Origin of the sequence: Maritalea mobilis (assembly GCF_019800885.1) — a bacterium.
GTDB classification, from domain to species: domain Bacteria; phylum Pseudomonadota; class Alphaproteobacteria; order Rhodobacterales; family Rhodobacteraceae; genus Roseibacterium; species Roseibacterium beibuensis.
The window spans coordinates 160,826-175,455 of record NZ_JAHVKE010000004.1 but is presented as its reverse complement, the minus strand read 5'-3'; the positions used below and the strand labels follow the sequence as shown (position 1 = coordinate 175,455).

The window sequence follows — 14,630 nt, the reverse complement described above, 5'->3', positions numbered from 1 at the left end:
TCCATGTTCGTTTTGTCAATTTTCAAACGCGTTTCTTTTCGATATAGATCGAAACCATGCCGATCACACCCCGCCAAGACGATATCCTGCGCGTAGCCCGCGAAATCGGGCGGGTTGGCGTCGATGATCTTGCCGCCCAGTTCGATGTTACGGTGCAGACCATCCGCCGCGACCTGACCGAGCTGTGCGAAGCTGGATTGCTCGACCGCGTCCATGGCGGCGCGGTCCTGCCGTCGGGGGTCACGAATATCGGTTACGAGGAACGCCGCCGCACAGCGGCCGGCGCGAAAGAGGTCATTGCACGGGCCGCGGCCGCGCTGATCCCGCCGGGCGCATCGGTATTCCTGAACATCGGCACCACAACCGAGGCGGTCGCGCGCGTCTTGCGCGATACGGCGAACCTGATGGTGGTGACCAACAACATGAACGTGGCGCAAATCCTTTCGGGCCATCCCTCCGCCGAGGTGATGGTGACCGGTGGGCGGCTGCGCCGGGCCGATAACGGCCTGGTGGGCGAGCGGGCGACGGCCACGATAAATCAGTTCAAAGCCGATTTCGCCATTCTTGGATGCTCGGCCGTCGACCTCGAAGGCGACCTGCTGGATTTCGACCCCGAGGAGGTCCGCGTCACCAAGGCCTTCCTGTCGAAGGCGCGCAGCGCGATCCTTGTCGCCGACGACAGCAAGCTGGAGCGCAACGCGCCCGTCAAGATCGCCAGCCTCTCCAGTTTCGATCGCTGGATAACCAACGCCCCGCCACCCGAGGCGTTGCAAGACCTTTGCGCCGAAAGCGAGACAGAGATCACGATTGCGGGCTGACCCGCGCGATCAGATCCTCGACCTGCGGCCCAAGCGCCTCGACGATCAGGGCCACGCCCTGCGCATTCGGGTGAATGCCATCGGACTGCATGTAAGTGGAATACGCCGCCTCGGGGTCGGCCTCGGCCGCCGCGCTCAAGGGCGCAAGGAAGCTTTCGGCGTAAAGCGTGCCGTATTCCTCGGCCAGTTCGGGATACATGGCGTTGAACGCGGCCTGGTAGTCAGGGCCGTAATTGCCCGGCGCGCGCAGGCCGACCAGCAGCACCTCGATCCCTTGCGCCTCTGCCTCGTCGAGGATCCCGGCCAGGTTCGCGCGGCTTGCCTCGGGCGGGATGCCGCGCAGCAGGTCGTTGCCGCCAAGCGCCACGATCATGGCATCCACCCCGGTGCCCAGCGCCCAGCCGATCCGCGCCAGACCGCCCGCCGTGGTGTCGCCCGACACGCCGTGGTTCTCGATCCGCACGGCATGTCCCCGCTCGGTCAGCCACGCCTGCAACTGCGGCACGAAGCCGTCGCCACCCATCAGCCCGTACCCTTGCGTCAGGCTATCGCCCAGCGCCACGATGCTGACGGGGCGCTCCTGCGCCGCCACCGGCCCTGCGACCGCAAGCGCCAGCAGCGCGGCCTTGCCCCACATGCGCATGGCCCCATATGCCCTGTAGAAAAGTGAACCGAGGCGTTCAGCCATGTCCGATCCCGTCTTGTCCCTGTCCGATGCCCGGCTGTCGCTGTCCGGCAATGCCGGGCCGGTCGATATCCTCCACGGCATAACGCTCTCCGTGAACCGGGGCGAGGCGGTGGCGCTGACGGGTCCGTCCGGATCGGGCAAGTCGTCTCTCCTCATGCTGATGGGCGGGCTGGAGCGTGCCACCGGCGGCTCGGTCATGGCCCTTGGCCGTGACCTGACCGCGATGAACGAGGACCAGCTGGCCCGGTTTCGCCGGGAACATATGGGGGTGGTGTTCCAATCCTTCCACCTGATCCCGACGATGACCGCACTGGAAAACGTCGCGACGCCGCTGGAACTGGCCGGCCATGCCGACGCCTTCGACCGGGCCGAGGCGGAACTTGCCGCCGTGGGCCTTGGCCATCGCGCCGGCCACTACCCCAGCCAGATGTCGGGCGGCGAGCAGCAGCGCGTGGCGCTGGCCCGCGCCCTGGCGCCGCGCCCCGAAATCCTGTTGGCCGATGAACCTACCGGCAATCTCGACGGGGCCAACGGCGCGGTCATCATGGACATGCTGATGGACCTGTCGGCCAAGCGCGACGCGACCCTGGTCCTCGTCACCCACGCGCCCGAACTGGCCCGTCGCTGCGATCGTGAGATCCGCCTGCGCGACGGGCAACTCGACACCCCCGTCGCGCGGGAGGCCGCCGAGTGAGCGTTGCACTGCGCATCGCACGGCGCGAGTTGCGCGGCGGGCTGAAAGGGTTCCGCATCTTCCTCGCCTGCCTCGCGCTTGGCGTCGCGGCCATCGCGGCCGTGGGATCGGTGCGCACGTCCATTCAGCAAGGGCTGGTAAGCGAAGGCGCGGTGATCCTTGGCGGCGACGCGCAAATGGCCTTTCCCTTCCGCCGCGCGTCCGAGGAAGAACGCGCATGGATGGCGGACACCGCCACCCGCGTGTCCGAGACCATCGATTTCCGCTCCATGGTCGTGGTGGACCGCGACGGCGAGACCGAACGCGCCCTGACGCAAGTGCGCGGCGTCGATGATGCCTACCCGCTTTACGGCACGGTCGGCCTGTCCCCCGATATGCCCATTGCCGAGGCGCTGGAAATCCGCGACCTGCCCGGCGCGGTGATGCAGCGCCTGTTGATCGACCGGCTGGCGCTGGAGATCGGCGACACGTTCCGCCTCGGCACGCAGGATTTCGAGTTGCGCGCCGAACTGACGCTGGAACCCGATGGCGCGGGCGGCGGCTTCAACCTCGGGCCGCGCACCATCGTCTCGCTTGAGGGGCTGTCCGGGTCGGGCCTCGTGCAGCCCGGCACGCTCTACGACAGCGATTTCCGCCTTGCCCTGCCCGAGGACGCGGACCTTGCCGCGCTCGAGGCCGAGGCAGAGGCGCTGTTCGCCGAACAGGGCATGCGCTGGCGCGATGCGCGCAACGGCGCACCCGGGGTGCAGACCTTCGTCGAGCGGATCGGCGCGTTCCTGGTGCTGGTCGGGCTGGCGGGGCTTGCCGTGGGCGGCGTCGGTGTCTCTGCCGCCGTGCGCGCCTACCTTGAGGGCAAGGTCGCCACGATCGCGACGCTCAAGACGCTCGGCGCCGAAAGCCGCACGATCTTTACCGCCTATTTCGCTCAGGTGGGGGCGCTGACCCTGTTGGGCCTCGCGCTCGGGCTGGTCCTTGGCGCGCTTCTGCCGCTGGCCTTCGCCCCGCTGATCCAGGCGCAACTGCCTGTGCCGGTGGCCATCTCGGTCTATCCCGGCCCACTGGCCGAGGCCGCGGCCTATGGCCTGCTGACCGCCGTCGTCTTCACCCTTTGGCCCCTGGCGCGCACCGAACAGGTCCGCGCGGCATCGCTGTTCCGCGACGCGGGCGGGCCGCGCGCCTTGCCGCGCCTGCGCTACCTGATCGTGATCGCGGGCCTTGTCGGGGCGCTGATCGCGACCGCCGTCTGGTTGTCGGGCATCCCGCGCATGGCCCTTGGCACGGCGGCGGGCATCCTTGGCGCGCTCGGCCTTCTGGCAATGGCCGCCCTTGGTATCCGCGCCCTGTCGCGCCGCATCGCCCGGTCCCGCGCGCTGCGCGGGCGCACCGCGCTGCGCACCGCGCTCGGCTCGGTCGGCGGGCCGGGGTCCGAGGCGTCAAGCGTGGTGCTTTCCCTGGGCCTCGGCCTCGCCGTCCTGGCCGCCGTGGGCCAGATCGACGCCAACCTGCGCGCCGCGATCCAGCGTGACCTGCCCGAGGTCGCCCCGACCTATTTCTTCGTCGATATCCAGCCGGACCAGCTCCAGCCCTTCCTCGACCGGGTGCAGAACGATCCCGCCGTCAGCCGGGTCGATACCGCGCCCATGCTGCGCGGCGTCATCACCCGCATCAACGACCGCCCCGCCGCCGAGGTCGCGGGCGATCACTGGGTCATCCGCGGCGACCGGGGCGTGACCTATCTCGACACCGCCCCGCCCGAGGGCGAGATCACGGCAGGCGAATGGTGGCCCGAAGGCTATGACGGCCCGCCGCAAGTCGCCTTCGCCACCGAAGAGGCGTTGGAAATCGGCCTGAGCCTCGGCGACACGATCACCGTCAGCATCCTTGGCCGCGACGTGACCGCCGAGGTCACGGCCTTTCGGCAGGTGGAGTTCGAGAATGCGGGCATCGGCTTTGTCCTGACCATGTCGCCCAACGCCCTGCGCGGTGCCCCGCATACCCATATCGCCACCGTCTATGCCGCGCCCGAGGCCGAGGCGGCGATCCTGCGCGACGTGGCGGGCGATGCGCCCAACATCACCGCAATCCGGGTGCGCGATGCGCTCGACCGCGTGGCCGACGCGCTGCGCAGCCTTGCCGCCGCGACCTCCTACGGGGCGGCGGCCACACTGGTGACGGGCTTCGTCGTCCTGATCGGGGCCGCCGCGGCGGGCGAGCGCGGCCGCGTGTACGAAGCCGCCGTCCTGAAGACCGTGGGCGCGTCGCGTCGGACGATCCTTGTCAGTTTCGCCCTGCGCTCGGCGCTGCTTGGCGCGGCGGCGGGCGGTGTCGCGCTTCTGGCGGGCGTGCTGGGCGGGTGGGCCGTGATGACCTTCGTGATGGATGGCAGCTACCGGTTCGAACCCGTCTCGGCGCTGGCCATCGTCATCGGCGGCGCGGTGACGACGCTGCTGGCCGGGCTGGCTTTTGCGTGGCGTCCGCTCGCCACGCGCCCCGCGCGCGTGCTGCGCGCCCGCGAATGAGGCAGAAACGCCGCGCGCCGTCGGTGACGCGCACCGCAATGCCCCCTTGCCCCTTGCCAAGCGCCGCCGCAGCGCGCACCTGACTGTCATGCTTCGTTCCGTCCGCACGCTTCTGGGCCGCAAGGACCGCCCCGACACCGCCCCCCGCTCCGGGGCCGAGGCCCGCCCCGAAGACATGCCGCGCCCCGCGCAAGCGACCTATGTCGTGGGCGACATCCACGGGCGTGCCGATCTGTTGGAACTGATGCTGGAACTGATCGACGCCCATATCGGCGGGACCGAGGCCAGCGACCCCCGGCTGGTCTTCGTGGGCGACTATGTCGACCGGGGCCGTGGCAGCGCCGAGGTTCTGGCCCGCCTGCGCGAGCTGACCCGCGACTTTCCCGACAACGTCACCTGCCTCATGGGCAACCATGAACGCATGATGCTCGATTTCCTGGCCGACCCGGCCACGCGCGGCCCCCGCTGGATGCGCGCAGGCGGCAACGCAACGCTGTCCAGTTTCGGGATCGATCCCGAGCCGCTTGCGACGGGGGCCTCCCCCGACGCCTTCCGCGAGGTCGCGCGCCATCTGAAATCGTCCATGCCCGACGGGCTTGAAGGCTGGATGACAGGCCTGCCGCTCTCGTGGCATTCCGGCAATCTCTGGGTCGTGCATGCGGGCGCCGACCCCGCCCACCGGATGGAGGATCAGACCGGGCGCGTCCTGCTCTGGGGGCATCCGGAATTCGAGAGCGAACCGCGCGGCGATGGCCTCTGGATCGCGCATGGTCATATCGAGGCGGACCTGCCCTTCGCGGGCGACGGGCGCATCGCGACCGACACCGCGGCGTGGTCCACGGACCGCTTGACCGCCTGCGCGATCCGCCCCGACGGGCGGCACGATTTCCTGCAAACCTGAGCGGGCGTCCTAGCGGTGCAACCGCTCCTCGGCCCCGTCCTCGATCTCGGTCTTCCAGAGCGCTACGCGCGAGCGGAACGCCGCGCGCCCGATCATGTGGGCCGCGACGGGGGCCGTGATCAGCAGGAACAGGATCGTCGCCAGCGCCCGCGTCACGACACCGGTTTCGGCGAAATAGATCGCCACCGCGCCAAGGATCAGGCCCGCGCCCAGCGTGCCCGCCTTGGTCGAGGCATGCATGCGGATCAAAACGTCGGGCAGGCGCAACACGCCCAACCCCGCGACGAGGCAGAAGAATCCGCCCAGCAGGATCATGATGGCCATTATCCAGTCGAGGATCATTTGCGCTGCTCCGTGTGCGGTTGGGTCATGGTGGGGCCCGCCTCTCCGATCCCGGCGCGGCGGCGGTCCACGAAGCGCGCCAGCGCCACGGTGGCCAGGAACCCGACCAGCGCCAGAACGATGGCCACGTCGACGAAGGCCGTATCCCCCGACAGGATCGCGTAAAGGCCGCAGAAGCTGACGATCTGAACCGTCATCATATCCAGCGCCACGATCCGGTCGGGCAGGCTCGGCCCCTTGATGAGCCGGATGAAGGCCAGCGCCACGCCCAGCATCACCATGACAAAAGCCACGTCCACGGCGATTGAAAGAATATCCATCCCTGTCACTCCATCGCTTCGCGGACCCAGCGGGCCATGCCGGTACGGATCTGCGCCCGGATCGCATCCGGGTCGTCGGCGAACATCGCGTGAATATACAGCGTCTTGCGGTCCTCGGTCACATCGAGGCTGAGCGTGCCGGGCGTCAGCGAGATCAGGTTGGTGACCAGCAGGATCTCCATCTCGTCATCGGCCTCCAGCGACACCGAGATGATGCCCGGCCGCGCCTTGTGCGCGGGCGTCAGCACGTCCCAGATCACCTGCACGGAGCTGACGACCAGCTCGTACAGGAACAGGACCCCCAGCTTCACCCAACGCCAGACGCGTTTGAAATAGCGGTCGCAGCCGGGAAAGAGCGGCTTGGTCACGAACAGCGCCGCCGATCCCAGCGCGAAGCCCACGGCCAGCCCGGTCAGCGTGATATCCCCGGTCAGCGCGGCCCAGGCCACGGCCAGGGCGATGTTGAGGATGAAGATATTCATGGCAGCACCTCCGCCTGCGCCAGCCCGGTCGCCTCCATCGGTACGTCACCCAGCACGGCCGCCACATAGGCCGTCGGGTCCAGCAACTGCGCGGCCGAGCGTTCGGCAAAGGCCACGAACGGCTCGGGGAAAAACCCGATGATGCAGGTCAGCACCGCCAGCGACGCGATGGGCAACAGCAGGGCCGCCCGGTCGCGGGACGGCAGGGTGCTCAGCGACGGTTCCAGCCCCGAAGGGTGCGGCGTCCAGAAGGCCGCGCCCCAGATCTTGGTCATCGAGAAGATCGTCATCAGGCCCACGGCCAGCGCGATGCCCGCGATCCAGTAGGCCTCGGTATCGAGCGAGGCCTTCACCAGCACGTATTTCGCCCAGAACCCCGAGAGCGGCGGAAAGCCCGCCAGCGAAAAGGCCGGAACAAGGAACAGCACCGCCAGGACCGGTGCGGATTTGTAGAGCCCGCCGATCGACGACAGCTCGGTCGAGCCCGCGATGCGCCGCGCCACCCCTGCCACGAGGAACAGGTTCGCCTTCACGATGATATGGTGCACGAGGTAGAACACCGCGCCGACAATCGCCAGGGGCGTGAACAGCGCGAGGCCAAGGATCATGTAGCCGATCTGGCTGACGATGTGGAACGACAGGATGCGCCGGAAATCGTTCATCGCCGCGGCCCCCAGAACGCCCGTCACCATGGTGAAACCGGCCACCCACAGCAGGATCGTGTGCGTGAACGCGATGTCGCTGGTGAATATCAGCGTGAAGGTCCGGATCAGGGCATAGACCCCCACCTTGGTCAGCAGCCCCGCGAAGATGGCCGAAACGCTGAAGGCGGGGGTGTGGTAGCTGGCCGGCAGCCAGAAAAACAGCGGAAATACCGCGGCCTTCACCCCGAAAGCCACCATGAACATCATCGCCACGACGACCAGAAGGCCCTGGTTTTCCACCTGCTGCACCGCGCCGTGCAGGTCGGCCATGTTCAGCGTGCCGGTCATGCCATAGAGCAGGCCCACGCCCGCCAGGAACAGGATCGTCGAGACGAGGTTCAGCGTCACGTATTTGATGCCGCCATCCAGCTGCACCCGCTGACCGCCGAGGATCAGCAGGCCGAAGCTGGAGATCAGCATGACCTCGAACCAGACATAGAGGTTGAACAGGTCGCCCGTCAGGAACGCCCCCACGACACCCGCCAGCAGCACCTGGAACAGGGCGTGGTAGCCCAAGGCCTCTTTCCGCTCGTCTATATCGGCCAGCGCATAGACCGACACGGCCAGCCCCGTGATGCCGGTGATGACGACCATCACGGCACTCAGAAGGTCGGCCACCAGCGTGATTCCGAAGGGGGCCGCCCACTGGCCCATCTGCGCGGCGATAACACCCTCGGCCAGCACCTCGGCCATCAGGATGCCCGAGGCGATCAGCAGGCCGGCCGAGCCCACGACCGACAGCCAGCGCCCCTCGGGGCCCTTGCGGAACAGGAAGGACAGAACCGCCGTCGCGAAGGGGATGATGATGGGAAGTGCGAGAACCCAGCTCATGCGTGGTCCTCCCCTTCGCGCGGCTCGGCAAGGCGCATCTCGTCAGAATCGAGCGTGCCGAGGTTCTGGTAGGTGCGATAGACCAGCGTCAGCGCAAAGGCGAAGAGGCCGAAGCCGATCACGATGGCCGTCAGCACCAGCGCCTGCGGCAGGGCATTGGCCACGTCACCCAGCGGCGCATCCGCCCCCTCGGGGATCAGTGGCGGGCTTTGCGCGGTCAGACGGCCCGAGACGAAAATCGTCAGGTTGGCCGCGTTCGAGATCAGGATCAGCCCGAAGATGAAGCGCAGCACGTTGCGCGCCAGCATCAGGTGCACCGCTGCCGCCACGAGAACGCCGACCATGATGGCCACCATCAACTCCATTCAGACTTCCTCCTCGAGGGCCAGAACAAGGGTCAGGATCGACCCGAACACGACCAGGTAAACGCCGATGTCGAAGACCAGCACGCTGCTGATCGGCAGGCCCTTGTCCTCCTCGGTTTCACCGATGAACAACCACTGCCCGGTAAAGAACGCCTCGCCGAAAAACGCCGCGAAGCCCCCGGCGCAAAGGGCGATGCCAAGGCCCACCATGGCGATGTTCTGCGGTTCGACCCTGAGCGCGGCGCGCGTCGCCTCGGCCCCTTGCGCAATGGCGTAGAGGATGAAGCCGGTCGCCCCGATCAGCCCGCCGATGAACCCGCCGCCCGGCAGGTTGTGCCCGCGCAGCAGCATGAAGACCGAGAACAGAAGGAGCAGCGCCACCAGAAGCCGCGTCGCCGCGTTCAGGATGATCGAGTTCACCATCTCAGCGCCCCCCGTCCTTGTCGGCGGCATCGCCGCCATAGCGCGTGCCGCGCAACAGCGCGTAGGCCGCCAGCGCCGCGATCACGACCACCGCAATCTCGCCGAAGGTATCCAGCGCGCGGAAATCCACGAGGATCACGTTGACGATGTTGCGGCCATAGGCGTCGGGCCAACTGGCCACCTCGAAATAGTCGGTGATGCGCCGGTCGAGGTCGCCTTGAAGGACGGCGATCAGGACCGCGCTCACGACCGCGCCGGTCGCGATGGACAGGACCGCATGGCCCGGGCGGCGCGGCTCATCCCCGAGGTTGAGGTTCGGCAGCTTCAGCATTGCCACGGCCACCAGCACGACGACCAGCGTTTCCACCAGAAGCTGCGTGATCGCCACGTCCGGCGCGCTGAACATGATGAAGATCAGCGCGACCCCGATGCCGACGACGCCCAGCGCCGCGATCGCCGTCATGCGGCTGCCGGTATAGGCAGTCAGAAGCGCGCCGGCGGTGATGAAGATCAGGACCGCCCAATGCTTGAACAGCAGGCCGTCGAACTCGGCCGCGAAGTCGATGCGGAAATCCAGCGCGCCCTGCGCCCAGATCGTGCCCCCCAGCGCCACGGTCAGCGTCGCGAACACGATCAGCATATAGCGTTGCAGCACGCCCGATTGCAGGTGCCGCGTCTGCCAGGCGGCCAGCGCCTTGATCCCGTCGATCAGCCGATCCCAGCCCGGGTCGAACTTGACCGGGTTGGCGGCGATGATCCGCGCCAGCGCCGCGCGCAGGCGGGCGTGCACGAGGTAGAGCACGATGCCCGTGGCGAAGGTCGCCAGCGACAGCAGGAAGGCGGCGTTCACCTCGCGGAACAGGTAGAGGTCCACCGTGTAGTCATAATCGCCATAGACGGCCCAGGTGCCCGGCGCGACGAGGAACCGCTCGACCATGTCGGGGAACAGGCCAAAGCCCAGCGACAGCGCGCCCAGGATCAGCGGCCCGATCCACATCACCCACGGCCCTTCATGGGCGGGGCGGGGCGTGTCGGACAGCCTGCCGGTGAAGGGGCGCAGAACGGCGATGCCCGCGGCCACGAACATCAGCGCGGAGGCCGCGAAAATCGTGCCGGTGATCCAGACTGTCGCCTGCTCGTGCCCGAGGCCCGCCTTGTAGAGGAACTCTTTCCCGATGAAGCCCACGAAGGGCGGGATGCCCGCCATCGAGATCGCGGCCAGCGCCCCGCCGAGGAAGGTCAGCGGCATCTTGCGGCCCAGCCCGCGCAGGCGGTCCACCTCGCGCGTGCCGGTCTCGTGATCGACGATGCCGATCATCAGGAACAGCGCCGCCTTGTAGAGCGAATGGACGACCAGGAACACCATCATGCCCTTGATCGCGTCGGGCGAGCCGGTACCGATGAACAACGTCAGCGCGCCCAGCGCCATCAGCGTGGTGTAGGCCAGCACCTGCTTGATGTCGGTCTGCCGGATCGCCAGCAGGCTGGCGAAGACGGTGGTGAACCCGCCCGCAACGATCAGCGTCCAGAACCACAGCTCGCTGTCGCCCAGCGCCGGGTTGACCCGCGCCAGCAGGTAGACGCCGCCCTTCACCATCGTGGCCGAGTGCAGGTAGGCCGAAACCGGCGTGGGGGCCGCCATCGCGTTGGGCAGCCAGAAATGGAACGGGAACTGCGCCGACTTGGTGAACGCGCCCAGCAGGAACAGGATGACGATGGGCACGTAAAGCGGATGGGCGCGGATCGCCTCGCCCTGCGTCAGGATCTCGGACAGCTCGAACGTGCCCGCGACATGCCCCAGCAGGATCATCCCGGCCAGCAGGGCAAGCCCCCCCGCGCCCGTCAGCAACAGCGCCTGAAGCGCCGAGCGCCGCGACTTGGCACTGGCATTGTCGAAGCCGATCAGCAGGTAGGAGGAGATCGTCGTGACCTCCCAGAAGACGAACAGCGCGATCAGGTTGTCCGACAGCACAAGGCCCAGCATCCCCACCATGAAGGCCATGAGGAACAGGACGAAACGCGGGTAGTCGGGGTGCTTGCCAAGGTAAGCGGTGGAAAACAGCGTCACCAACGTGCCGATCCCGGCGATGAGCAATGCAAAGGTCAGCGACAGCCCGTCGATCAGGACAGACAAGCGAATATCCATCGACGGCACCCAGTCGATGCCCAGAAGGATTTGCTCCCCCTCCGAGACCGGGCCGACATATTGCAGGAACCACGCGAACAAAGCCGCGGGCACCGCGACCGATATCCATCCTGCCGGACCACCCGCCTTGCGCGGAACCTCTGCCGTGTTACTCGCCACGCTTCATCACCCTTCGTCCTTCGCGCCGGCGGTTGCGCCCTGCGCCATTCGGGCGTTTCGCCCGTATTGTTCTTTCGATCTGTGGCAGCCAAGCCGAAGGTCCAGCCTTCACTGGGCGCGACGGGATGCACTGCGCACAAAAGAGGACCGAGGGCCCGGACGATGCCGTCGCGGTTGACGGCTGAGACCGCCACGACACCGCCCGGGAGGAAAGTCTTGCCGGTCCGTGAGCGCCGGAAGGGACTATGCCCGGCGCGGCAAGACCTCCATCGAGCTCCATGCGTGCCCACGGAGCGCCGATACCTTTACCCTCGGTCACGACAGGAGTTAGGGCGGCACCACCATAGGATAAATGGCAAACCTCTTTAATTATCCATTGGAAGAAACTATCATGTAGCCGAGGCAATATCTGGACCGTCCCATGCACAACGCCATTCCGCCCTTCACGCTGCGCCAGCTCCGTTACCTCGTCGCGCTTGAGGAAACCGCCCATTTCCGCGAGGCCGCGGAAAGCTGCGGCATCTCGCAACCCTCGCTGTCGGTACAAATCAAGACGCTGGAAGAGGCGCTTGGCCTGACGCTGGTCGAACGCGGGCGCGGGCCGGTGCAACTGACCGTCGCCGGACGCGAGGTGGCGCGGCGCGGGCGCGAGATGCTGGATGCCGCGCAAGGCATTCTCGATCTGTCCGTGACGCTGAAATCGGGCCTGGGCGGCACGATCCGGCTGGGCACCTCGGCCACGCTCGGCCCCTACCTGATGCCGCATGTGGTGGGCGATCTGCACCGCACCCATCCCGATCTGCGCCTCTATATCCGCGAGGCCGCCCCGCGCGACCTGATGCGCGAGTTGCAGGACGGCGTGCATGACCTGATCCTGACGCAACTGCCGGTGCCGGGCGCGACGCTGTCGGTGGCGCGGCTGTTCCGCGAACCGCTGGCGGTGGCGCTGCCTGCCGATCATGATCTGATCGCGAAAACCGAACTCGACGCGCCTGACCTTGCACAGCAAACCATCCTGTCGCTGTCGCCCGCCTACGCGCTGCACGACCAGATCGCGGCGATGTGCAGCGATATGGGGGCCGATGTCTCGCGCGATTACGAGGGCACGTCGCTCGATGCGTTGCGGCAGATGGTGGCGATGGACATGGGGCTGACCTTTCTGCCCGCGCTCTACGTCCGGTCCGAGATCGAGGGGCGCGCGCGCGACGTTGTCGTCCGCCCGTTCCGGGGGCGGCGCTTTTCCCGCTCGATCGGGCTGGTGTGGCGCGCCAGTTCGGGCGCGGGTCCGGCCTATGACCGGCTGGCCGAGGCCATCCGGTCGACCGCCCGGCGCTTTCCCGAACTGGTGATCGAAGGCTGACGGGCGTGTCGCGCCGGCCCTTTGCGCATTGACGCCTGCGTGACGCCTGTCAAAACTGCCGTGCATGACCGAAGCCCTGAGCCTTGAAGACCTTGAAGCGCTGGCCGGCGATTGCCTGACGCGCGCCGGCGTGTCGCGCGCGCGGGCGCTGACGGTGGCGCGCGACACGGTCGCCGCCGAGGCGCGGGGCGACCGGGCCAACGGGCTGGATGCGCTGCTGCGTGACCTGCGCCTGATCCGCTATGGCCGGCTGCACGCCAGCGCGCGGCCCGAGATCGCCACGGCCAAGGCGGCGGTGTTGCAGGTCGATGCCGGGCACGGGTTTGCCGCCGTCGCCGTCGACGCCGCTTTGCCCGGGCTGATCGACATGGCGCGCCAGAAAGGGCTGGCCGTGCTGCGGCTTGACCGCGCCAGCGACCCGGCGGGCCTGTTCGGGGCCCTGGTGACCCTGGCCGATGCCGGTCTTGTCGCCCTGACCATCACCGGCAAAGGTGCGGCCCGCATGGCCAGCCCGGACCATCCCATGCCGCGCCCGCTGCTGACACCGGCCCGCCCGGCGCTGGCGGCCCTGCTGGGCGTCGTCGAGGACGAGGACGACCCCGCCGACAGCCCCCTTGGCGCACCGGTCGCCCATCGCGGCTGGATCCTCGCCGCTGATCCGCTCTGTACCGGGCTGATGGAGTTGGTGGGCGGCTTGCCGACCGACAGCCTTGAGCCGCCCGCGCGCCGGGTGGCGTTGCCGACCGACCTTCTCGCCCAGATCGTGACCAGCTGAGGACGCCGCCGCGCCATGCCCGCGCCCATGCTCAAAGGCCTGACCCTGCGCGGGCTGGAGGTGTTCGAGACCCTCGCCCGCACCGGCTCCGTCGCCGCGACGGCCCATGAACTGGGCATGTCCGCCCCCGCCGTGTCGCAGCAGATGAAGAACCTTGCGCAGGTGCTGGGCGTGGACCTGGTGGACCATTCGCGCCGCCCCATGGTCCTGACCCCCGCCGGGCGCCTGTTTTTGCCCCGCGCCGAGGCTGCGCTGGCCGCGTTGCGCAGCGGGCAGCGCGACCTGACGGCCCTGGACCTGAGCGGGTTGAGCGCCCTGTCGCTGGGCGTGATCGAGGATTTCGAGAACGAGGTCACCCCCAGCCTGGCCGCCCGGCTGGCCGAAGGGATGAGCCAATGCGCCTTTCGCCTGCGCACCGGGGCCAGTCACCGCCTGGTGGCGCGCATCGCCGCGCGCGAGCTGGACATGGCGATCTGCGCCGACACGGGCAGCGGCCCGGCGGAGGCGCGGCGCTACCCGATCCTGTCCGATCCCTACATCCTGGCCGTGCCGCGTGGCACCGATATCGGCGGCGGGCTGGCGAGCCTGTCCGAACTGGCCTTCCTGCGCCGCGACCTCGACCAGGTGATGGGCCGACAGATCGAGGCGTATCTGCGGCGCGCGGGCCTCGACCTGCCGCAGCGCTTCGAGATGGACTCGAACCAGTCGATCAGCGCGCTGGTGGCCAGCGGCACCGGCTGGACCATCACCACACCGCTGAGCCTGCTGCGGGCCGGACGCTTCGCCGGAGAGATCGACGCCCACCCCCTGCCCGGCGAGGAAATCGCGCGCGAGATCGTCCTGATGGTCAACGGAGATTGGTCCGACGAGATTCCGGGCCAGATCGCGGCACTCGCGCGGGAGTTGATCGAGACCCATTTCGTGGCGCCCGCCGCCGAACGCATGCCGTGGCTGGGAGCGCGTTTTGCAATCCTTGGCGACACCTGAGGCCGCCACCCGACGGACCGTTAGCGCCGGACATTGCAGGCGCGGCAGTCGGACGGGCGACGATTGACACGGAAAGCCGAATATTTTCTTGCGCATTATCATGATCCTAACTTAAG

At 68.0% G+C, this 14,630-nt stretch carries 15 protein-coding genes; 7 read left to right on the top strand and 8 right to left on the bottom strand.

Going from position 1 to position 14,630, the window contains the following annotated elements:
* The first annotated feature begins 56 nt into the window (after window positions 1-56).
* Window positions 57-818 carry a DeoR/GlpR family DNA-binding transcription regulator gene (locus KUV65_RS15260; protein ID WP_222191583.1) on the top strand — a complete coding sequence of 254 codons (762 nt, stop codon included), beginning with the start codon at window positions 57-59 and terminating at the stop codon, window positions 816-818.
* On the opposite strand, the gene KUV65_RS15255 is transcribed toward KUV65_RS15260, so the two are convergent.
* Window positions 802-1,506 (bottom strand): arylesterase, encoded by a 705-nt coding sequence (locus KUV65_RS15255; protein ID WP_222191582.1) that lies wholly within the window; start codon window positions 1,504-1,506, stop codon window positions 802-804. The genes KUV65_RS15260 and KUV65_RS15255 overlap by 17 nt on opposite strands.
* Here KUV65_RS15255 and KUV65_RS15250 point away from each other — a divergent pair.
* The 3 genes from KUV65_RS15250 to KUV65_RS15240 all read left to right on the top strand — a co-directional run bounded on the left by KUV65_RS15250 (window position 1,505) and on the right by KUV65_RS15240 (window position 5,620).
* The gene (locus KUV65_RS15250; protein WP_222191581.1) at window positions 1,505-2,200 is read left to right on the top strand and encodes an ABC transporter ATP-binding protein; all 696 of its coding nucleotides are present in this window, start codon (window positions 1,505-1,507) and stop codon (window positions 2,198-2,200) included. The two genes, KUV65_RS15255 and KUV65_RS15250, sit on opposite strands and share 2 nt — an antisense overlap.
* On the top strand, window positions 2,197-4,719 hold the full coding sequence (locus tag KUV65_RS15245; RefSeq protein WP_222191580.1) for an ABC transporter permease: 2,523 nt from the start codon (window positions 2,197-2,199) through the stop codon (window positions 4,717-4,719). Before KUV65_RS15250 ends, KUV65_RS15245 begins: the two co-directional genes overlap by 4 nt.
* An 88-nt stretch (window positions 4,720-4,807) precedes the next feature.
* Window positions 4,808-5,620 carry a metallophosphoesterase family protein gene (locus KUV65_RS15240; protein WP_222191579.1) on the top strand — a complete coding sequence of 271 codons (813 nt, stop codon included), beginning with the start codon at window positions 4,808-4,810 and terminating at the stop codon, window positions 5,618-5,620.
* 9 nt (window positions 5,621-5,629) lie between these two features.
* On the opposite strand, the gene mnhG is transcribed toward KUV65_RS15240, so the two are convergent.
* The 7 genes from mnhG to KUV65_RS15205 are packed head-to-tail and all read right to left on the bottom strand — an operon-like array spanning window position 5,630 to window position 11,392.
* Entirely contained in the window at window positions 5,630-5,962 is a 333-nt protein-coding gene (gene mnhG, locus KUV65_RS15235; RefSeq protein WP_261331827.1) for a monovalent cation/H(+) antiporter subunit G, read from the bottom strand.
* Entirely contained in the window at window positions 5,959-6,282 is a 324-nt protein-coding gene (locus KUV65_RS15230) for a monovalent cation/H+ antiporter complex subunit F (RefSeq protein WP_222191578.1), read from the bottom strand. Before KUV65_RS15230 ends, mnhG begins: the two co-directional genes overlap by 4 nt.
* A 5-nt stretch (window positions 6,283-6,287) precedes the next feature.
* Window positions 6,288-6,764 carry a Na+/H+ antiporter subunit E gene (locus KUV65_RS15225; RefSeq protein WP_222191577.1) on the bottom strand — a complete coding sequence of 159 codons (477 nt, stop codon included), beginning with the start codon at window positions 6,762-6,764 and terminating at the stop codon, window positions 6,288-6,290.
* Window positions 6,761-8,299: a Na+/H+ antiporter subunit D gene (locus KUV65_RS15220; RefSeq protein ID WP_222191576.1), complete on the bottom strand. Its 1,539-nt coding sequence runs from the start codon at window positions 8,297-8,299 to the stop codon at window positions 6,761-6,763. Before KUV65_RS15220 ends, KUV65_RS15225 begins: the two co-directional genes overlap by 4 nt.
* Entirely contained in the window at window positions 8,296-8,664 is a 369-nt protein-coding gene (locus tag KUV65_RS15215) for a Na+/H+ antiporter subunit C (RefSeq protein WP_222191575.1), read from the bottom strand. Before KUV65_RS15215 ends, KUV65_RS15220 begins: the two co-directional genes overlap by 4 nt.
* Window positions 8,665-9,084 (bottom strand): Na+/H+ antiporter subunit B, encoded by a 420-nt coding sequence (locus KUV65_RS15210; RefSeq protein WP_374107083.1) that lies wholly within the window; start codon window positions 9,082-9,084, stop codon window positions 8,665-8,667. It abuts the gene before it with no gap.
* 4 nt (window positions 9,085-9,088) lie between these two features.
* The gene (locus tag KUV65_RS15205; protein WP_222191573.1) at window positions 9,089-11,392 is read right to left on the bottom strand and encodes a putative monovalent cation/H+ antiporter subunit A; all 2,304 of its coding nucleotides are present in this window, start codon (window positions 11,390-11,392) and stop codon (window positions 9,089-9,091) included.
* A gap of 421 nt (window positions 11,393-11,813) precedes the next feature.
* On the opposite strand from KUV65_RS15205, the gene KUV65_RS15200 reads away from it, so the two are divergent.
* The 3 genes from KUV65_RS15200 to KUV65_RS15190 all read left to right on the top strand — a co-directional run bounded on the left by KUV65_RS15200 (window position 11,814) and on the right by KUV65_RS15190 (window position 14,514).
* Window positions 11,814-12,752, top strand: a complete 939-nt coding sequence (locus tag KUV65_RS15200; protein WP_222191572.1) for a hydrogen peroxide-inducible genes activator — start codon at window positions 11,814-11,816, stop codon at window positions 12,750-12,752.
* 64 nt (window positions 12,753-12,816) lie between these two features.
* Window positions 12,817-13,527 (top strand): Ldh family oxidoreductase, encoded by a 711-nt coding sequence (locus KUV65_RS15195; protein WP_222191571.1) that lies wholly within the window; start codon window positions 12,817-12,819, stop codon window positions 13,525-13,527.
* A 15-nt stretch (window positions 13,528-13,542) separates the two neighbouring features.
* Entirely contained in the window at window positions 13,543-14,514 is a 972-nt protein-coding gene (locus KUV65_RS15190) for a LysR family transcriptional regulator (protein ID WP_222191570.1), read from the top strand.
* Window positions 14,515-14,630: the final 116 nt, after the last annotated feature.